An 18,624-nucleotide genomic window follows, 5' to 3' on the forward strand; every position below is an offset into this window, starting at 1 on the left:
TCATCCCCTTTGTTCTAATAAATCATTTACCATCTTCCGAAATTCCTTATTAAAATCATCATCCAAACTATTCTTCACATTTGAAAATAAAATAACAAACGTTCCTTTTTCTTTATTGAAATTATTAAACGTATTCCAACCAGATAGTACACCATGGTTATGGAAAAAATCAGGATATATGTAAAAGCTAAATGCATATTTTCTTTCTTGTGAAGGTGTAAACATCGCTTGTATACTTTGTTCAGAAAGAAGCTTGCCATTTATAATCGCTTCATCTAATTTCTTCATATCTCCTACTGTCGTATACATCTCACCAGAGCCATATAACCAGTCCATCCCTAATTTTTGCGCTGGTACAAGTTCTTGATCTTTCTTCACATAACCCTTCGTGAAGTTTTTATCTCCAGGCACCATATTTCCCATACCTGATTCATGCATCTCTGCCTTTGTAAATATATTTTCTTTTATATAATCTCCTAAAGGCTTTTTCGTTATATTTTCTATAATATAAGCGAGCACCATATAATTATAATCCGTATACTTCCAACCTGTTCCTGGTGGAAAATCTAACTTTTGACTTCCAATCCAATTTATTAAATTTATACGTGAAGCTACATTAACCTTTCCTTTCCCATTTTCCGGTAAACCAGATGTATGTGTTAATAAGTGATATAACGTGATGCTTTTATCTGCTGGAAATGAAGGAATATATTTATTTACATTATCTTGGATATTTAACTTCCCTTGTTCTTGTAACTGTAGAATGGATGTAGCAACAACTGTTTTCGTAATAGAACCGATACGATATTTTGTTTGAGGTGTATTTTCTATTTTATTTTGAACATCAGCATATCCATATCCTTTATTCAATATAACATGCTCTTTATCTGTCACCAAAACTGTCCCATTAAATTGCTTTCCTACTAAATACTGATCTAACTTTTGAGATATACTAGCATAATCAATTTTTTGTACTTCTTCTATATTATCTTGTACCTCTGACTCAATAGCAGGCGTTACCTTTGTTGTTAATACTGCTTGTTCCTTTGGATCTGGACTATAGAGAAAATAGTATACTCCGCCGCAAACTACAGCAGACAGTGAAACCATAGCCATTATTTTTTTTATCATATTGTTCCTCCGTCGTTACTTCATTTAAAATGGTCCCCCATATTCTATTATCAGGTAATAAAAAAAAATCGCAACAATTTGTTGCGAAAAATCACATTTTTTCTTTCCTATATATACATACTTGATTTTTCCCATTTTTTTTTGCTTCATATAATGCAATATCCGCTCTTTGCATTAATTCTTCTTTAGTAATCCCATTCTCATGTAACGCAACTCCAAAACTCGCTGTTAACTTTGAAATTCCAGAGAATTGCTTTGTTTCAATAAAAAATCGTAATGACTCCGCAACTTGAAACGCTTCTTTTTCTACCGTATTTGTCACTAATATTATAAATTCCTCTCCTCCCCACCTTGCAAATATATGTTGATTTTCAACTTTAGATTTCATAAGATCTGCTAGTTGTACTAGTGCTAAATCGCCAAAATCATGACCATATGTGTCATTTACTGATTTAAAATTATCTATATCAAACAAAATAAGTGCTATTTTTTCATCGTTACGTACTACATTCTCCCACTCTTTCTCCAATATTTGTTGGAATTTCAAACGATTATATATTTCTGTCAATGAATCTATCATTGCAAGTCTTTCTTGCTCTTGATAGATTTCATCTAATTCTGTAATCTCTGTACATTTTACTATAAATCGTGATAAGTCTTCTGGTAATGGTGTCGCACGTAATAGAAAAGTAAACTCTTCTCCTTCATAATTGTACATTTTAATTCTTCTTCCATTTGATAAAGTATCATCCAACCATGTTATATCGTGATTCGTCGAATAGTATCCGTTCTCTCTAATAAGATGTTCTGCAAACACTAAATGTTGTTCACGATACGTAAATAAATTATCATATCCGAAGAATTGTAAAAAATTCGTATTACAATCAACAATCTCATCATCTTCTACTATAAATAATAAATCATTTTGAAAATCAAACATCGTTTGAAGCAATTCTTGTTGTAAACCTACTTGCCGCACTAAAGAAAGTTGATATAAACTCTTATTCACTTCCTCTAGTACCACTTGTGGGGTTACTGGCGCTATAACAATATTACGTATTCCTAACATGAGTAAATCTGCAAACTCACTGTTTATCTGTTGATCCCAAATGATAATGAATGTACTCCGTGAATCATATATATTCTTTATATATTTTATTTGATCAACATCTGTTACATACATAATTACAATATGCGGTCTAGTTCTATGAAACAATATTTCTCCTTCTTCAAAACTATTTGCTATAAACATACACTTTGGATGGACATTTTCTATCGTTTGTTGATGTGTACATCCATCTTCTATATAAAGGACATTCAACTGAAGATCTTGTAATACATTTTGGAAAACAGTATTCTCTAATAAAAAATGTAGTATGTTCATCACTAGTCTTCACTCACTTCATATATCTTGTTTTACTGAATTCCTCACAATCATTTTATAAAAGATTGTTCTCAAAAAAATTCGATTAGTGAGGGATACATATTAACAAGCTAATTGAGAATGTTATCTTCGCCTTTTTACTCAATAAATTCCTTTTTTAGTGTATGATTGTAGGAATTGTATCGTTTGTATGAATGCCCTCCTTAGCACTTAAAACTTGACAATTAAAATAAAGTTATTATATTCTTAAATTCAATAACTTACAAAATGTAAGTAGAATATATTACATGTATTTTAAATTAAGCTGATATGTAATTTGGAGGATATATAATGACAAACAGTGACTTTTTTAACGTTTTATATGAACGCACATCTACACGTGCATTCAACCCCGAAAAAGAAATTTCATCTACAGAATTACACGAAATTTTAAAAGCAGCTGCTCAAGCACCTTCTGCTTGGAACCTGCAACACTGGAAATTCCTTGTTTTCCAAGGCAAAGATGTACAAAAAAGATTACATCCAATTGCTTATAACCAACAACAAATTCTTGATGCTTCTGCAGTAGTCGCTATTTTAGGTGATTTAGAAGCTTATAAAAACGTTGAACCCGTTTATGGTCCAATCGTAGAACAAGGATTTATGAAAGAAGAAGCAAAAGAACGCTTAGCTAAAAACATTGAATCTGCATATGCTCGTGAGCAATTCCCAAGAGATGCTGCCTTTTCAAATGCTGCTTTAGCAGCAATGCAACTTATGCTTGCTGCTAAAGCAACTGGCTGGGATACTTGCGCAATTGGTGGTTTCAACCCACAAGCACTAATGGAAGAATTTAATGTTTCATCTCGTTACGTACCAATTATGCTTATTACAATTGGTGAATCAACTTTAAAAGGTCACCCTGCACCACGCATGAGCGTAGAACAAGTAAGTGAATGGGCGAAATAATAAAAACGAAGGTAATTTCATTACCTTCGTTTTTTTATATTCTGTCACACATCCGTAATATTACAATGTATTATTCGACATCTATACATAGAGAAATCGTAATTTTCATGCTATCCCCATAAACAAATATGGCGTTTTGTGTCGAAATTTGTTAAAGTACCGAAATATAACCGTGTATTTTTGTTACAATTGTGATACAATGATAACAAATAGATAACAAGAGAGGGATTTTCATTGAGTTCATACGGAAGCTTTATCGCACTTTTAAGTTACATAGTAACTGTACTACTGCTATATTTTATTGGCGATGCTGCAAACATATCAGTGTTACAATTCCCAAAAGAAGAAGCGTTACAATTAGAAACAGAAAAACATACTGTACGATCCATTGCACCACTACTCTTAGCTCTTCCTGTATATATCATCGTTTTATATAAAAGCAAAAAAGTGTAAAGGCTACCTATTTCATTCATTTCGGTGGTCTTTACATTTTTTTGTGATATTTCCCCTATTTTAAACATCATTCCATACTAAACACCCATCTAGTCATTTAAAATGAGAAAATCCCCTAGAAAAATTTCCATTATCTGTCCAGTCACCGACTGCCAAACTTACATAGATTATAAGTGTGAAGGGGGTGATGAGGATTATGTTTGGATCATTTGGATGCTGTGATAACTTTAGAGACTGTCATCATCGTGAAAGAGAGTGTGACCATCGCGACCATCGCGAGAAAGAGAAAGAGGTAAAACCACAACAAACAGCTGTATGTAACGTACTTGCTAGCATTTCAGTTGGAACAGAGCTTTCTCTTTTAAGCATTAGAGGTAACGGAACATTCAACAATGTAATTTTTGAAGGTTTCGCTAACGGCGTTGCTCTTTTCTCTGCTTTAGCTCGTAATAACAAAGACGACAAAGATAACGATAAAGACGATAAGAACAATCAAAATCGAAATACTTTTACTGGCATTTTACGTGTTTGCCCAACTGATATCGTTGCAATCGCTATCTAATTCTGTTCTTTATCCTCAATAGCCGCAAAATAAGATTTACTTTTCTCATAGAAAAAACCTGAGATCGATTCCGAATCGTCTCAGGTTTTTTTACTATTATATGCTTTTAACTAATTCAACAACTTCTTCAGCAGTTGACATTGTTAATGCTTTTTCTGCTAATGTTTCCATTTCTGCTTTTGACAACTTGCTTAGTTGTGTTCTTGCAGGAAGAATAGATGTTGCACTCATACTGAACTCATCTAAACCTAAGCCTAATAATAATGGGATAGCAAGTGAATCTCCCGCCATCTCACCACACATACCAGCCCATTTGCCCTCTTTATGAGCAGCATCGATAACCATTTTTACAAGACGTAAAATAGATGGGTTATATGGTTGGTATAAGTAAGCTACTTGTTCGTTCATACGATCTGCAGCCATTGTGTATTGGATTAAGTCATTTGTTCCGATAGAGAAGAAATCAACTTCTTTTGCGAACTGATCTGCTAATACTGCTGAAGCTGGAATTTCAACCATCATACCAACTTCAATAGAATCAGAAATAGTTGTACCCGCTTGAACAAGTCTTTCTTTCTCTTCTAATAAGATTGCTTTCGCTTGACGGAACTCATCAAGAGTTGCAATCATTGGGAACATAATTTTTAAGTTACCGTATACGCTAGCACGAAGTAATGCACGAAGTTGTGTACGGAACACATCTTGCTCATCAAGACATAAGCGAATTGCACGGTATCCTAAGAATGGGTTCATTTCTTTTGGTAAATGTAAGTATGGAAGCTCTTTATCTCCACCGATGTCAAGTGTACGAACAACGACTGGTTGATCTTCTTTTACACCTTCAAGAACTGCTTTATACGCTCCGAACTGCTCTTCTTCTGTTGGAAGATTGTCACGGCCCATGTATAAGAATTCTGTACGGTATAAACCAACACCTTCTCCGCCATTATCGATAATACCTTGTACATCATTTGGTGTTCCGATATTAGCAACAAGCTCAACGTGATGTCCATCACTTGTTACAGTTGCTTGGTCTTTTAATTTTGCCCATACAGCTTTTTGCTCTTCAAATTTCGCTTTCTTTTCTTCAAAAGAACGAAGAGTTTCTTCAGATGGGTTTACAATTACTTCTCCATCTAAACCGTCAATGATTACGATATCGCCGTTTTGGATTTTCTCCATAACAACCTTCGTACCAACAACAGCTGGAATTTCCATAGAACGAGCCATAATTGCAGAGTGAGATGTACGTCCACCGATATCAGTTGTGAAACCTTTTGCATACTTACGGTTTAACTGAGCTGTATCAGATGGTGTTAAATCTTCAGCAATGATGATTACTTCTTCAGAAATTGTACCAGGGTTTGAGAAGTTAATTCCTAGTAAATGTGCAAGAACACGTTTTGTTACGTCGCGAATATCCGCAGCACGTTCTTTCATGTATTCGTTATCCATGTTTTCAAACATAGAAATAAACATTGATGCAACTTCATCCATTGCAAATTCAGCATTTACTTTTTCGCTATTTACTTTATCTTTTACTGGATTTACTAATTCCGGATCATTTAATACTAATAAATGTGCTTCAAAGATAGCAGCTTTATCAGCACCTAGCTCAGCAAAAGCGTGGTCCTTAATAGCTTCTAGTTCAGATTTTGCTTTCTCAAGCGCAGCGTCTAAGCGTGCAATTTCAGCAGCTTCGTTTGTAATTGATTTCTTTTCAATGTTAAATTCAGGATTCTCAAGTCTGAAAGCCTTTGCAATAGCAATCCCACTTGATGCAGCGATCCCTTGGATATTAAGAGTCATTATTCTCCTAATCCTTCGTTTTTCATAGTTTCTTCGATAGCTGCTAGTGCTTGAGCTGCATCATCACCATTTGCAGTGACCTTAATTTCCGCGCCTTGTTGAATTCCTAAAGACATAACACCCATGATTGATTTTAAGTTAACGTTTTTTCCGTTATACTCTAAGTTAATGTCAGAACCGAATTTGCTTGCAGTGTTTACAAGTAGAGTTGCTGGACGAGCATGAATTCCTGAGTCGCTAGTTACTTTAAAGATTTTTTCCATGATAATTTATCTCCTTTAAATACAGTATTTTTTTAGTTGTATAGACGTGAGTACTACATCATCTATTGTATATAATAGGCGATGTTCGGTCAACCACATCGCCTATTATAATTATAAACATTTTGCGTCAAATTCCTACTGAATGTCAATAATAGCGTTTTCGCCCTTCTTAACATTTCCATCTTTTTTCAATTCGACTTGTTGCCCTTGTTGTAAATTCGTAAAGACGATTGGTGTAATAATAGATGGTGCATTTTCTTTTACAAATGCAAGATCTACTTTTAATAATGGTTGTCCTTGCTTCACTTTATCACCTTGTGCTACAAGTGCTTCAAAGCCTTCACCATTTAATTTTACAGTATCAATACCGAAGTGGATTAAAATTTCTTTTCCGCCTTCAGACTGAATACCAATCGCATGTTTTGTAGGGAATACATTTACAATCTCACCATTAACCGGAGAAACTACTGTTCCTTCTGTTGGCTCAATCGCAAATCCATCTCCCATCATTTTTCCTGAGAATACTTGGTCAGGTACTTCTGTAATCGGTAAGATTTTTCCTTCAATTGGTGAAACGATTGTTTCATTTTCATCAACCTGTTGAGGAGCTTCTTCCGCTTTTACAGGCGCTTCTTTTTCAACATGAGGTGTACGACCTGACATAATATCATGAATTTGTGATTTTAATGTGTCAGATTTCGGTCCGAAAATAGCTTGAATGTTATTTCCAACTTCAAGTACACCGGCTGCTCCAAGCTCTTTTAAGCGGTCTTTATTTACATTTTTTTGTTCGTTAACTTGAACGCGTAAACGAGTAATACAAGCATCTAACGAAGCAATGTTTTCTTTACCACCAAGTGCTACTAATACTTCACGTGGAAGTTCTCCTGCTTCTGTTTTCCCTGCGCCTTCATTAGCATTCGCTACTTCACGACCAGGTGTTTTTAAGTTCCATTTACGAATTGCGAAACGGAATCCGAAGTAGTAAATAACTGCTAGTACAAGACCAACAATAATTACCCACCACCATGCCGTACGACCTGGTAGTACACCGAATAATATGAAGTCAATTAAACCACCAGAGAATGTCATACCAATTTTAACACCTAAAATTTGCATTGTCATAAATGATAGACCAGCGAATACTGCATGGATTCCGAATAATACTGGTGCTACGAATAAGAATGAAAATTCAAGCGGTTCTGTAATACCTGTTAAGAAAGATGTTAATGCAGCAGATCCTAAAATACCAGCTGCTAATTTTTTATTTTCTGGACGTGCTTCATGGTACATTGCTAAAGCTGCTGCTGGAAGACCGAACATCATGAACGGATACTTACCAGTTGTAAATGTACCAGCTGTTAATTCTACGCCGTCTTTTAACTGTGCCATAAAGATTTTTTGGTCACCACGGATTAATTCGCCAGCTGCATTTGTATACTGACCGAATTCGAACCAGAACGGTGAATAGAAAATATGATGTAATCCAAATGGAATTAATGAACGTTCGATTAAACCGAATATAAATGCTGCTATCGTTCTATTTGCATCAATCATTTGATGTGAGAACGTATTTAAGCCACCCTGAATGTATGGCCAAATGAAGCACATGATAATACCTACTACTAAAGAGAATGTTGCAGTTGCGATCGGTACGAAACGCTTACCTGCAAAGAAACCTAAGTATGATGGTAATTCAATGTTGAAGTATTTATTATAACAATATGCCGCTACTATCCCGACGATAATACCACCAAACACTCCTGTTTGCAGCGTTGGAATTCCTAATACGTTTGCATATGCTGGATCTGAAAATCCAATTTTCACTGGATCTGTTCCAGTGCTTGTTACTTTCACTAGTTTATCTACTTCTAAGAACACACTCATCGTTTTGTTCATAATTAAGTAGCCGACGAACGCTGCTAAACCAGCTACTCCGTCTCCACCAGCTAAACCGATTGCTACCCCAACTGCGAATAATAGCGCAAGGTTAGCGAAAATAATATCACCCGATTGTTCCATAATTTTTGCAACCATTACGAACCAATCTGCTTTTAAAGCAGGGATAACATTTGTTAGTTGTGGATTTTGAAATGCATTACCAAATCCAAGTAAAATACCTGCTGCCGGTAAAATCGCTACTGGAAGCATAAGCGCTTTTCCGACTTTTTGAAGAACACCAAAGATCTTCTTAAACATGGAAACCCTTCCTCTCTTATCTATATTGATACTTTTCGACAAACGCCAAAAAGGCATGAGGAAAAAAAAGATAGAACGATAGCTATACAAAGGGTAGTATGTCCCTTTCTTTAGCTTACATTCCCAACTTTTCTCCACTCATGCCTGATCGAATCAGTAACACGTGTCAAAAATAGGATTACGTATAAGTTCACTATAATTAAAGCAAACGTTTTCGTTATTTACCTTAATGTGTTTGTCGAATTTTGTATAACTTTGCAATAGTTATTATACATAACTATTGTAAGCGATTCAATCATTTTTTTTAACGTTTTCATTTTAGACAAAAATATATGTCTTTTTACACATGTTCTGCTTTCACTAATCGTTGTAAATGCATCGTTAAATAAATACTCTCCGCTTCATAAACAGGAAGTTGTAATTCGTTCTGCATTACTTTGACTAGCTTCCATGCCAAATTGTAACAAACTGGATATTCTAATTTTAATAAATCAGCAAAACTTTGTGCTTCTTCTACCTTTTCTCCTTTTTTCACCCGTTCAATAGCATATTGCAAATGACGAATAAGGCGTAAATAATGAATGCTTTCTTGGTCTAATGTAATTTGTAGGTTTATTTCAATTAAAGACACAAGTTGTGCAATAAGACGGGAATTTTGATTAACAGAAGATAAATCAGAATTTGTAAGCGAGCTGTAAATATGGAGTGCGATAAAGCCAACTTCTCCTTCTGGCAATATAATTTGCAAACGAGAATTTAAAAGTTGCACAACTCCTTCAGCAATTTCATATTCCTCTGGATATAGCATTTTCGTTTCAACTAAAAAAGGATTATCTATTGTAAGTCCTTGTTTTAGCCTTTTAATTGCAAAAGAAATATGATCTGTTAAAGCGATATGAATATGTTCATTTAATGGAGACTCCGCTTTTTCTTGAATGTATAACATAATATCATTCATCAATTCAATTAGCTTTTCACTCACATGTGGCACTAAAAGTTTGTATTGTTCTCGATCACGTTCATTTTTTAAAACAAACATTTTCTCAATTTGTTCTTGCTCCAACACATCTTCAGCCTTTTTTCCAAATCCAATTCCTTTACCGATCACTACTACTTCCTCGTGTTCAGGATGGCTAGCAATAATGACATTATTATTTAAAACTTTTTTAATTTCTAGATAATTACTCATATAACACCACCCTCGTACTTAAATAGCCTACTTTTATGTTACAGAATATTCTTCTTTGTCGTCAATGTAAAACATCTACCATTTGATAAAAATTCATTTTTTAGACATGTTTGTATATGGTGCGTATAATGTAAGAGCAACTGTACATAGAAAGGAGATAGCAACATGATTAAAATGTTTGTAAGTGATATCGACGGTACAATGATGCAACATGGAGGTCTAATTGATGAACAAGATATTGTAGCACTTCGCAGTCTTGCTGAGCAAAATGTTATTCTTTGTTTCGCTTCCGGGCGACTTGATAATGAAATCGCCGACTTAATGAAGGCTGTAAATACAAATTTCCATCGCATTAGTGTGAACGGTGTTTTCGTATATACACAAGAAAATAAACAACTATTATCTGCAACATTCGATTCCAGTATTCTACCTGATTTGTTAGCAATGACAAATGAAGACCCTTATTTCCGTTATGTAAGTGATGAGCATAATTACTATATTGAAGAAAAGACACCTTTTATTCATGAACTCGAAAAACAAATAACAATGACTTCTGTTGAAGAACCAAATTTATTACAGAAAATCGATGATACAATTTTTCCAAATAAAATTTCTATCGGTGGAACAAAGGAAAACTTACAACTCCTTCAAAAAAAGATTGATGAAAAATTCCATGGAAAAGTTAGTACTTTCATTTCAGCTGAACAATGTTTAGATGTAATGCCACCAAATATTAGTAAAGGTTCTGCTATTTCTGTTTTATTACAAGAGTTTCAAATACAACCAGAGGAGGTTGCGTGCATAGGGGATTCTTACAATGATATTCCAATGTTTTCTTTAACTCCTCATAGTTTTGCTATGTCTCAAGCTGATGACGCGGTAAAAGAGCACGCTCACTATGTAGTAGATGCTGTCAAAGATGCCGTTAACCAAGTACTTGTTTATAATGAAGAAGCAAATAAAAATACGACTCGATCCTTATAAGGATGAGTCGTGTTTTTATTTCTTTACATGTTGAAAACATCAAAGTTCACTGTACTTCACAAACTGAAATATATTACTTGTTACGTGCGATGTTCGTAATAAACTTGTAACGATCCCCACGATAAATACATTTCACATACTCTAACGGTAACTCACCTTCTGAATATGACCATTGACGCATTACAAGTACAGGCGCCTTTTTAGGAATATGCAGATGTTCAGCTTCATTATCCGTTGCAATTGAAGCTTCAATTGATTGAGTAGCGCGAACAAGCTTAAAGCCCAGTTTTTTCTCTAAATGTTCATATAAAGATTGTTGCAATATTTCTTCGTTAATATCTTTCACAAGAGTTGGCGACAAATATGTCGTCTCAAATGCAATCGGTTCGTCATCAGCTAAGCGCGTACGCCTCACTTCATAAACCGATTCTCCCTCTTGTATTCTCAGCCGGTCTGCTATTTTAGCAGTAGCTGGAACTAGGCGGAAACTTAATAACTGGCTGCTCGGTTTCATACCACGAGAAATCATATCTTCTGTGAATCCCGTCATTCCTTGCAACTTTTGCTCCACTTTCGGAAGTTGGACGAACGTTCCAATCCCACGTTTCCGGTATAAATAACCTTGTTCCACTAAGTTATTAATCGCCTGTCTGATTGTCATACGACTCACTTCGAACTTATCACAAAGTTCATTCTCAGATGGAATTTTATCTCCCGGCTTCCATTCGCCTTCCTCAATTAGCTGTTTCACCCACTCTTGAATCTGATAATAGATCGGAAATGGTGAATACTTGTCGATGTTCATCAGCAATCGCCTCACTGCATAAAGATAGAGCTTCTGGATCTGCGATTACGGTTACATTCGGATGACGTTGTAAAACTGTCGCAGGACACGCCTCACTATATTCACCTTGCAATAATTCTTTAATAGCTTCTGCCTTTTTAGATCCCATAGCAACAAGTAGAATTTGTTTTGCTTTCATAATACTTCCAATTCCCATTGTAATCGCATGAGTCGGCACATCTTCTTCATTTTCAAAGAAGCGAAGGTTTGCTTGGCGTGTAGATTCTGTTAATTCTACAATGTTAGTTGGAGAATTAAATGGTGTTCCTGGCTCATTAAATCCGATGTGACCGTTTTCACCGATTCCAAGAATCTGTAAGTCAACTGGGTTAGCTACTAGAATGCCTTCATAACGCTTGCACTCTTCCTCTAAATCACTTGCCATCCCATTCGGTACATAAGTTTGTTTAAATGGAAGATGATCAAACAACTGTTCTTGCATGAAATAGTGATAGCTGTTTTTATCTTCGTGTGGTAAATTTACGTACTCATCTAAGTTTACAGTGGTTGCATGACTTGTATCAAGTTTATTTTTTCGCATTTCTGCATAAATACCTAATGGAGAGCTTCCTGTAGCCATTCCTAAAGTTGGATTTTCTTTTGATTTTACAACCTCTTTAATTAACTTATAACCTGCTTCTGCTAATTCTTCTGGAGTTTTTACAACAAGAATATTCATCTAATTACTTCCCTTCCTTCATATGAATTCCTAAACGAACCGTATCATATACATGTAATTCTTCAGTCATAACAACAAAGTCTGCATCTTTACCTGCCGCTAACGCGCCTTTATTATTTAATCCAAACTCTTCTGCTTGGTTAACTGATGTCATCAACACTGCATCCTCGATTGAACATCCTGTAAATTCAATTACATTTCGGAAAGCTTGATCCATTTTCAAAATACTACCAGCTAACGTTCCATCTTCTAATCGGGCACTGCCATCTTTTACATGTACTGGCTGTCCGCCAAGCTCATATAATCCTTCTTCAAGACCTTTTGCACGCATTGCATCTGTAATGACACTTACTTTTTTCGGTCCTTTTAATTTATATGCTAATTTCACCATATCAGGGTGAATGTGAATACCATCTGTAATTACTTCAACCATTACATCTGGATTTAATAACACATGACCAACAACTCCTGGTTCACGATGATGTAATCCACGCATTTGATTGTATAAATGTGTTGCATGTGTAATTTTTCTATTTTTCAGTTGTGCATCAATCGCATCTGTATGCCCCATTGTGCCAACAACACCTGTTTCAGCAAGATACTGTTCAAACTCTAACGCACCTTCTTCTTCCGGTGCATATGTTACTAATTTAATTAGATTACCGCTTGCTTCCTGCCATTGTTTAAATTGCTCGATACTCGCAGGAACAATATGTTCAAGCGGTTGTGCACCCGCACGTTTTTTTGAAACATATGGTCCTTCTAAGTGAATATATTCGAAATGTGCTCCTTTATCTTTCGCTTCCTTCGCAGCACTTAGCGCCGCTTTAATCGCTTCTGGAGCTTGTGTCATTGTTGTTGGGAAGTAAGTTGTAACTCCTTCTTTTAACATTTCTTTACCAAGAGTTACTAATCCATCGCTATTTGCATCCATCGCATCAATATCGTATCCACCATGAATATGAACATCAATCATACCTGGAATCACAGTCTTTCCTGCCGCATCTAACACAGTTTCATTTTCTTGTGATACATATTGAGCCATCAAACCAATTTCTTTAACTGTTTCTGCGTAACGAATAAATCCGTTTTCCACTACTTCTTTACCTGTATAAATTTTGGCATTGATGACAACTTGCGTTTTCATTTTCATCGATCCTTTCCCATGAAATACCTACTTATTATTATTACCTTATTCGCCTAATCCCATCTTAATATACACACAAGTAGTTGTCTATACATTCTAATGAAATTTCCTCTTCGTTCAGCGAAAAAAGGAAATTGATTTCTTTTTCATTATAATATATATTATCCATTTTTTCCAAAATGGATAATAACCTCTTATATAATTAGTTACTTAAGTAATGGCATAAGACCGCTTGCCCCCATAGTAATATGTTCACCATCTGTTTCTATTTCTACAGTTCGCTTGTTTGTTCCGTATATCATTATACCACGCTGTTTTAATCGTCTTACTACACTTTGATGAGGATGCCCATACGGATTTCTACTCCCGTACGAAAGAATAGCGAATTGTGGATCTACTTTTTTTAAGAATGTTTCACTCGTTGAAGTATACGAGCCATGATGCCCAACTTTTAATACATCTGCATGTACATCAAATTGCTTTAATATTTCATTTTCCGTCCGTATATCAGCATCACCCATTAATAAAAAGTCCGCTTTACCATATCGAATCTTTAACACAATTGAGGACTCGTTATTCTCGTCTTTTGATTTACCATTGTTCAATACTTGTATAGAAACATGTGGATCTAGCGGTATGTATTGTCCTTCCTTCACTGAAATGAAAGGAATGCCTCTTTTTTTAATGTTATTCCGATACGTATGATAAGTAAATGAACTATATGTTTTCCCACTATCTAATACGAGTGAAACTGGCATTTGTTCTACAATTGGAATAAGCCCCCCTATATGGTCCATATCAGGATGAGTACTTACAATCACATCTAAATGATTAATTCCTTTTTCAATTAGTTTTTGAATAATAACCTCTCCCGCTTCATAAGGGCCCCCATCTATTAACATCGTTTGACCATTTGGCAATGTAATAAGTGTCGCATCACCTTGTCCAACTTTTAAAAAACTCACTTTCATTTTACCGAAATGTTGCCGCTGCATATGTATAGAAGACGTAGTATGAATAGACATCATATATCTTTTAGCCGATGCGCTGTTTAACGAAAAACATAATAAAACAGAAACCAACAATAGAATACTCCGTACACCCTTCATAGCTCGTCTCCTTTTTTCATTTAGTATGGCACGCTCTGTAATTGATATACAAAAAAAGCTTAGCAAAATGCTAAGCTTTTATTTTGATAATTCCTGTAAAGAGCCAAAGAATAAATCTGCTTCATTCATTTGTTCATTTTCTTCCGAAAGAGGTGGTAAATCATCTAACGTTTTCAATCCAAACGTATCTAAAAACTCTTTCGTCGTTCCGTATAAAATAGGGCGCCCTGGTCCTTCCGCTCTTCCCGTTTCTTTTATAAGTAAGTGTGAAACTAACGTTTGTAATGCCTTGTCTGTTTTCACGCCTCGAATCTCTTCCATTTCTGTCCTTGTAATCGGTTGACGGTACGCAACGATTGCCAACGTTTCAAGAGCTGCTTGAGACAGTGACGCCGTTGTTGGGGTATCTATTAATTTTTGATAGTATGCAGCATGTTCTTTCTTTGTTGCAAAACGATACACTTTTGCATATTGCACAATTTGCAGACCGCGATTCGATCCTTCACATTCTTTTTGCATTTCCTCTATACTGTTTATTACTTCTTCCACTTCAACTTCCAGAACTTTAGCTATCTGTTCCGGATAAATCCCTTCGTCACCTGCAACAAATAAAAGCCCTTCAATAATCGCCTTTTGTTCTTTTCTATCCATTTTACGAACTCCTTCCTCCTATTTCCCATAAAAAATACACATAAAAAAACCGAATCACAGTAAATGCGTTCGGTTCAATATTTCTTCTCTCGTTCCAAACGATACATTAAAACCTAACATGAGATAAAATATTTCTATCCCATCTTCACTTGCTGGCTCTATAAGGATTTATTAGAGCTTGATACGAAAATTTCATCAAAATTATGTTCTTGCTCAATTATGATTTGTTGATTTTTCATTAGCTCAAGAACCGCTAAAAATGTTACAACCATTATTTCACGTTCTTCATCAGCAAACAAATCATAAAAACTTTGACGACCGCCTCTTACTTCTAACTGCTGTAGAATATCCGTCATTCGCTGTGCAATTGGGATTTCTTGGCGAGTAATTCGCGTTGTTACGGGGGTCTTTGCTTTTTTACGACGCATTAGCTTTTGAAATGCCGCTAACATATCATATAACGTAACATCAAGAGGTAAGCTTGTCTCCTCTTCTTGTTGAAATGATGTAAAATCAATTGGCGGACGTGTATATAGCTGTGCTCTTTCTTGTTCTCTTTCTTTTAACTCAGTAGCAACTTGCTTATATTTCTTATATTCAATTAACCTCTCCATCAATTCTTGACGAGGGTCATCTATAAAGTCTTCACCGTTATCAGGTACATCTTCTTCTTGTTTCGGTAACAACATTTTACTTTTAATTTGTAATAACGTTGCAGCCATTACTAAATACTCACTGGCAACATCTAATTGTAATTCTTTCATCGTATGGACATAAGATAGATATTGCTCTGTAATTTCCGCTACAGGAATATTATATATATCAATTTCGTAACGATGTATTAAGTGTAACAATAGATCTAAAGGCCCTTCAAAAGCCTCTACTTTAAAATTATACTGCACAAAGCATCCCACCACATTTTTTCTATAACACCATAAGTATAGAGCATACTCATGTTCTATCCAACCTTTTTAAGAAATTTAATTAAAAATAGACCTATGCCCATGTCATAATGCCCACCGCTTCATATGATAACAATGTAGTAAGAACAATGTAGGAGGTCAAAAAACTATGGGTCACGTTGATTGTGGTTTTAGCGGTGGGTTCGCATTACTTGTTGTACTGTTCATTTTACTAATCATTGTAGGAGCAGCTTGCTTCTGCTAATAGGAAGCAAGAAAGCGACTAGGGATACTTCCCTAGTCGCTTATTGTTAATATTTCTATGATAAACTGTACATATAACCGTTAGACAGGAGCGAAAAAAAATGTATCCTACCGAGTACATACAATTTTTAATTCATTTTCACGGAGACTGTGATTATTTTGAATGTCATGAAATATTAGAAGAGTATTGGAAATTAAAACCTAGAGGAGAACGCGACACTTACTTAGTCGGTCTCATTCAAATTGCTGTTTCCTTATACCATCACAGACGATCCAACTGGAATGGCGCAGAGAAGATGATAAAAAGCGCAATAGCACTTTTAGAAAAGAACAGTGTGCCGTTACATCAATTAGGAATAGATCATAAACAACTTATATTCTTATTAAATGAAAGGTTACAATCTATCCACAAAAAGGAATTTTTCGCGCCGTTATTTTTACCATTATTAGACGCATCGTTAGAAAAACAATGCATACAGTTATGTAAGAAACAAAACCTCTCTTGGAAAGATGTGAATTTCATTCCTGGTGAATATATCATAAATAAGCACACATTGCGTGATCGAACAGAAGTCATTTCTGAACGACACGAACAACTACAAAAAAGAAAGCAGAGATAATAAACTACTTATCCCTGCTTTCATGAATGTATATTTTGTTCAAGCTCTTTACACTTTTTGCAAAAACTTGCTGTTTGCTCATTTCCGCAAATTGTAAACTCAAGAAATTTACTCTTAAGCTCTTGAACCATCTTCGTCCCAATCCCCATATGACGGTGAGACGGATTCACGCTCAAATGCTGAATTTCCAATACCTGATCTTCTTTTTTTATAATCCCCATTATCCCAACAAAATCTTCATTTTGTTTCCACAAATACAATTGCCAATCCTCTTTCGCTTCATACTCTTTCATTGTCAATTGTAATGTTTTTACATCTTTTTCAGTTGGCATAAATGAAAGAAGCCCCATTGCAATTTTTTCATAACTTTTTTTAAAACGAATTAACATAACCCTTATCCCTTCTTACAAAAGTTACAAACTATTTATCCCATCAATCACTCTTTTCATATCACATTCATTCTACAATATTTTTACCAGAGTGAGAAGAGGCTGAAACAACTTGATAATCATACAAAGCGTTAAGAAGAAAGTCAAATATATGTTTCCACGCTATTTCTCTCTATTACACCGCTCAAAAAAGAGACAATACTGTATAGGAACTAAAAGGAGAATCCCTTTCTCATTACATTTCAATTATTAACCACTTTTGAACAAATTAGTTCTACCAAAAGCAATATGTTAAGAGAAATCCATTTATTGAAGCATATAATTCGTACTCCATTCTATGTATTTTGTTAAAAGTGTGTTCTTATGAACAATATATTTTAACGCTAGTAGTCGTCCTATTTGTGTCATATACTTTAAAATATATACCGATTCCTGTTTATAGAAAATAAAAAAAGAGAGCAAAATCGCTCTCTTTTTCTCATAACTTACTCTTCCCAAACTTTAACTTCTTTCATTACATCACCTTGACGCATGTTTAATACTGTTTCAATACCGCTTGTTGCTTTACCGAATACAGTATGTACGCCATCTAAATGCGGTTGTGGCTCATGAACAACAAAAAATTGGCTACCACCTGTATTACGGCCAGCATGTGCCATAGAAAGTGATCCAACAAGGTGTCTATGAGGATTTCCATCAGTCTCACATGGAATAGAGTAACCTGGGCCACCTGCACCTGTGCCTGTTGGGTCTCCACCTTGGCTTACGAAGCCAGGAATAACGCGGTGGAATGTCACACCATCATAAAATCCTTGCTCTGCTAATTTTTTAAAGTTTTCTACTGTTTTTGGTGCCTCTTCTGGGAAAAATTCTAAATCGATTTTTTCGCCATTTTCCATTAATATGTATCCTAAAGTTTTCATATGTATATGTCTCCTTTCAACTATCTCAGCACTATATTACCATATTCATGACGAGAAACAAAAAGAATCCGACAATCTGCATACTTCTTTTTCGAAATGTGGAAAAAGCTAGGTGACAAATTTTAAAAATATACTATAATAACTGTGTTGCCCGAAAATTTCAGAAAGAGAAAG

General features: G+C 35.2%; 20 protein-coding genes. 6 read left to right on the forward strand and 14 right to left on the reverse strand.

What is annotated here, in order from left to right:
- Together V7038_RS18185 and V7038_RS18190 are read right to left on the reverse strand one after the other, a co-directional pair.
- On the reverse strand, positions 1 to 1,131 hold the full coding sequence (locus tag V7038_RS18185) for a serine hydrolase domain-containing protein (protein WP_002111591.1): 1,131 nt from the start codon (positions 1,129 to 1,131) through the stop codon (positions 1 to 3).
- Positions 1,132 to 1,222: 91 nt separating this feature from the next.
- Positions 1,223 to 2,515: a GGDEF domain-containing protein gene (locus V7038_RS18190; RefSeq protein ID WP_002111593.1), complete on the reverse strand. Its 1,293-nt coding sequence runs from the start codon at positions 2,513 to 2,515 to the stop codon at positions 1,223 to 1,225.
- Positions 2,516 to 2,845: 330 nt separating this feature from the next.
- Between V7038_RS18190 and V7038_RS18195 the strand changes: the two genes are divergently transcribed.
- The 3 genes from V7038_RS18195 (at position 2,846) to V7038_RS18205 (ending at position 4,478) form a co-directional block, all read left to right on the forward strand.
- Positions 2,846 to 3,463: a nitroreductase family protein gene (locus V7038_RS18195; RefSeq protein ID WP_002111595.1), complete on the forward strand. Its 618-nt coding sequence runs from the start codon at positions 2,846 to 2,848 to the stop codon at positions 3,461 to 3,463.
- Positions 3,464 to 3,697: 234 nt separating this feature from the next.
- Positions 3,698 to 3,916 carry a hypothetical protein gene (locus tag V7038_RS18200; RefSeq protein WP_002111597.1) on the forward strand — a complete coding sequence of 73 codons (219 nt, stop codon included), beginning with the start codon at positions 3,698 to 3,700 and terminating at the stop codon, positions 3,914 to 3,916.
- Between the two features lie 196 nt (positions 3,917 to 4,112).
- The gene (locus V7038_RS18205; protein WP_002033917.1) at positions 4,113 to 4,478 is read left to right on the forward strand and encodes a DUF3915 domain-containing protein; all 366 of its coding nucleotides are present in this window, start codon (positions 4,113 to 4,115) and stop codon (positions 4,476 to 4,478) included.
- 96 nt (positions 4,479 to 4,574) lie between these two features.
- On the opposite strand, the gene ptsP is transcribed toward V7038_RS18205, so the two are convergent.
- From ptsP to glcT, 4 genes are all read right to left on the reverse strand, one after another.
- On the reverse strand, positions 4,575 to 6,287 hold the full coding sequence (gene ptsP / locus V7038_RS18210) for a phosphoenolpyruvate--protein phosphotransferase (RefSeq protein WP_002111598.1): 1,713 nt from the start codon (positions 6,285 to 6,287) through the stop codon (positions 4,575 to 4,577).
- Complete coding sequence (gene ptsH / locus V7038_RS18215) at positions 6,287 to 6,550, reverse strand: phosphocarrier protein HPr (RefSeq protein ID WP_002033915.1); 264 nt, start codon at positions 6,548 to 6,550, stop codon at positions 6,287 to 6,289. The genes ptsP and ptsH overlap by 1 nt, the downstream gene beginning before the upstream one ends.
- Positions 6,551 to 6,685: 135 nt before the next feature.
- The gene (gene ptsG / locus V7038_RS18220) at positions 6,686 to 8,749 is read right to left on the reverse strand and encodes a PTS glucose transporter subunit IIABC (RefSeq protein ID WP_002111599.1); all 2,064 of its coding nucleotides are present in this window, start codon (positions 8,747 to 8,749) and stop codon (positions 6,686 to 6,688) included.
- 340 nt (positions 8,750 to 9,089) lie between these two features.
- On the reverse strand, positions 9,090 to 9,938 hold the full coding sequence (gene glcT, locus V7038_RS18225; protein WP_002199447.1) for a glucose PTS transporter transcription antiterminator GlcT: 849 nt from the start codon (positions 9,936 to 9,938) through the stop codon (positions 9,090 to 9,092).
- A 165-nt stretch (positions 9,939 to 10,103) separates the two neighbouring features.
- On the opposite strand from glcT, the gene V7038_RS18230 reads away from it, so the two are divergent.
- Positions 10,104 to 10,922: a Cof-type HAD-IIB family hydrolase gene (locus tag V7038_RS18230; protein WP_002111601.1), complete on the forward strand. Its 819-nt coding sequence runs from the start codon at positions 10,104 to 10,106 to the stop codon at positions 10,920 to 10,922.
- Between the two features lie 73 nt (positions 10,923 to 10,995).
- On the opposite strand, the gene phnF is transcribed toward V7038_RS18230, so the two are convergent.
- The 6 genes from phnF to V7038_RS18260 all read right to left on the reverse strand — a co-directional run bounded on the left by phnF (position 10,996) and on the right by V7038_RS18260 (position 16,254).
- On the reverse strand, positions 10,996 to 11,727 hold the full coding sequence (gene phnF, locus V7038_RS18235; protein WP_078172874.1) for a phosphonate metabolism transcriptional regulator PhnF: 732 nt from the start codon (positions 11,725 to 11,727) through the stop codon (positions 10,996 to 10,998).
- Entirely contained in the window at positions 11,657 to 12,445 is a 789-nt protein-coding gene (gene nagB, locus V7038_RS18240; RefSeq protein ID WP_002033913.1) for a glucosamine-6-phosphate deaminase, read from the reverse strand. The genes phnF and nagB overlap by 71 nt, the downstream gene beginning before the upstream one ends.
- Positions 12,446 to 12,449: 4 nt before the next feature.
- Positions 12,450 to 13,592, reverse strand: coding sequence for an N-acetylglucosamine-6-phosphate deacetylase (nagA, locus tag V7038_RS18245; RefSeq protein ID WP_335471289.1), 1,143 nt, complete (start codon positions 13,590 to 13,592; stop codon positions 12,450 to 12,452).
- Positions 13,593 to 13,798: 206 nt separating this feature from the next.
- Positions 13,799 to 14,701: a ComEC/Rec2 family competence protein gene (locus V7038_RS18250; protein WP_002145925.1), complete on the reverse strand. Its 903-nt coding sequence runs from the start codon at positions 14,699 to 14,701 to the stop codon at positions 13,799 to 13,801.
- A gap of 78 nt (positions 14,702 to 14,779) precedes the next feature.
- Entirely contained in the window at positions 14,780 to 15,352 is a 573-nt protein-coding gene (scpB, locus tag V7038_RS18255) for an SMC-Scp complex subunit ScpB (RefSeq protein ID WP_002111604.1), read from the reverse strand.
- Between the two features lie 158 nt (positions 15,353 to 15,510).
- Positions 15,511 to 16,254, reverse strand: coding sequence for a segregation/condensation protein A (locus V7038_RS18260; protein ID WP_002111606.1), 744 nt, complete (start codon positions 16,252 to 16,254; stop codon positions 15,511 to 15,513).
- 169 nt (positions 16,255 to 16,423) lie between these two features.
- Between V7038_RS18260 and V7038_RS18265 the strand changes: the two genes are divergently transcribed.
- A complete protein-coding gene (locus V7038_RS18265) occupies positions 16,424 to 16,519 on the forward strand; it encodes a YjcZ family sporulation protein (RefSeq protein ID WP_000510194.1) in 96 nt (31 codons plus the stop codon).
- A 100-nt stretch (positions 16,520 to 16,619) separates the two neighbouring features.
- Positions 16,620 to 17,138: a DUF309 domain-containing protein gene (locus V7038_RS18270; RefSeq protein WP_002111607.1), complete on the forward strand. Its 519-nt coding sequence runs from the start codon at positions 16,620 to 16,622 to the stop codon at positions 17,136 to 17,138.
- 20 nt (positions 17,139 to 17,158) lie between these two features.
- On the opposite strand, the gene ribT is transcribed toward V7038_RS18270, so the two are convergent.
- Together ribT and V7038_RS18280 are read right to left on the reverse strand one after the other, a co-directional pair.
- Positions 17,159 to 17,527, reverse strand: coding sequence for a GNAT family N-acetyltransferase RibT (ribT, locus tag V7038_RS18275; RefSeq protein ID WP_000908403.1), 369 nt, complete (start codon positions 17,525 to 17,527; stop codon positions 17,159 to 17,161).
- A 485-nt stretch (positions 17,528 to 18,012) separates the two neighbouring features.
- Positions 18,013 to 18,450, reverse strand: coding sequence for a peptidylprolyl isomerase (locus V7038_RS18280; protein ID WP_000853785.1), 438 nt, complete (start codon positions 18,448 to 18,450; stop codon positions 18,013 to 18,015).
- Between the last annotated feature and the right edge of the window lie 174 nt (positions 18,451 to 18,624).

This window comes from Bacillus sp. JJ783 (genome assembly GCF_036963225.1).
Taxonomy (GTDB): domain Bacteria; phylum Bacillota; class Bacilli; order Bacillales; family Bacillaceae_G; genus Bacillus_A; species Bacillus_A cereus_U.

Coding starts and splice junctions, on each gene's coding strand:
- V7038_RS18265 (WP_000510194.1), top strand. CDS start 16,424: ATGGGTCACGTTGATTGTGGTTTTAGCGGTGGGTTCGCATTACTTGTT.
- V7038_RS18280 (WP_000853785.1), bottom strand. CDS start 18,450: ATGAAAACTTTAGGATACATATTAATGGAAAATGGCGAAAAAATCGAT.
- ptsG (WP_002111599.1), bottom strand. CDS start 8,749: ATGTTTAAGAAGATCTTTGGTGTTCTTCAAAAAGTCGGAAAAGCGCTT.
- glcT (WP_002199447.1), bottom strand. CDS start 9,938: ATGAGTAATTATCTAGAAATTAAAAAAGTTTTAAATAATAATGTCATT.
- V7038_RS18195 (WP_002111595.1), top strand. CDS start 2,846: ATGACAAACAGTGACTTTTTTAACGTTTTATATGAACGCACATCTACA.
- ptsH (WP_002033915.1), bottom strand. CDS start 6,550: ATGGAAAAAATCTTTAAAGTAACTAGCGACTCAGGAATTCATGCTCGT.
- nagB (WP_002033913.1), bottom strand. CDS start 12,445: ATGAATATTCTTGTTGTAAAAACTCCAGAAGAATTAGCAGAAGCAGGT.
- V7038_RS18250 (WP_002145925.1), bottom strand. CDS start 14,701: ATGAAGGGTGTACGGAGTATTCTATTGTTGGTTTCTGTTTTATTATGT.
- V7038_RS18190 (WP_002111593.1), bottom strand. CDS start 2,515: ATGAACATACTACATTTTTTATTAGAGAATACTGTTTTCCAAAATGTA.
- ptsP (WP_002111598.1), bottom strand. CDS start 6,287: ATGACTCTTAATATCCAAGGGATCGCTGCATCAAGTGGGATTGCTATT.
- ribT (WP_000908403.1), bottom strand. CDS start 17,527: ATGTTAATTCGTTTTAAAAAAAGTTATGAAAAAATTGCAATGGGGCTT.
- V7038_RS18205 (WP_002033917.1), top strand. CDS start 4,113: ATGTTTGGATCATTTGGATGCTGTGATAACTTTAGAGACTGTCATCAT.
- V7038_RS18185 (WP_002111591.1), bottom strand. CDS start 1,131: ATGATAAAAAAAATAATGGCTATGGTTTCACTGTCTGCTGTAGTTTGC.
- V7038_RS18270 (WP_002111607.1), top strand. CDS start 16,620: ATGTATCCTACCGAGTACATACAATTTTTAATTCATTTTCACGGAGAC.
- V7038_RS18230 (WP_002111601.1), top strand. CDS start 10,104: ATGATTAAAATGTTTGTAAGTGATATCGACGGTACAATGATGCAACAT.
- phnF (WP_078172874.1), bottom strand. CDS start 11,727: ATGAACATCGACAAGTATTCACCATTTCCGATCTATTATCAGATTCAA.
- nagA (WP_335471289.1), bottom strand. CDS start 13,592: ATGAAAACGCAAGTTGTCATCAATGCCAAAATTTATACAGGTAAAGAA.
- scpB (WP_002111604.1), bottom strand. CDS start 15,352: ATGGATAGAAAAGAACAAAAGGCGATTATTGAAGGGCTTTTATTTGTT.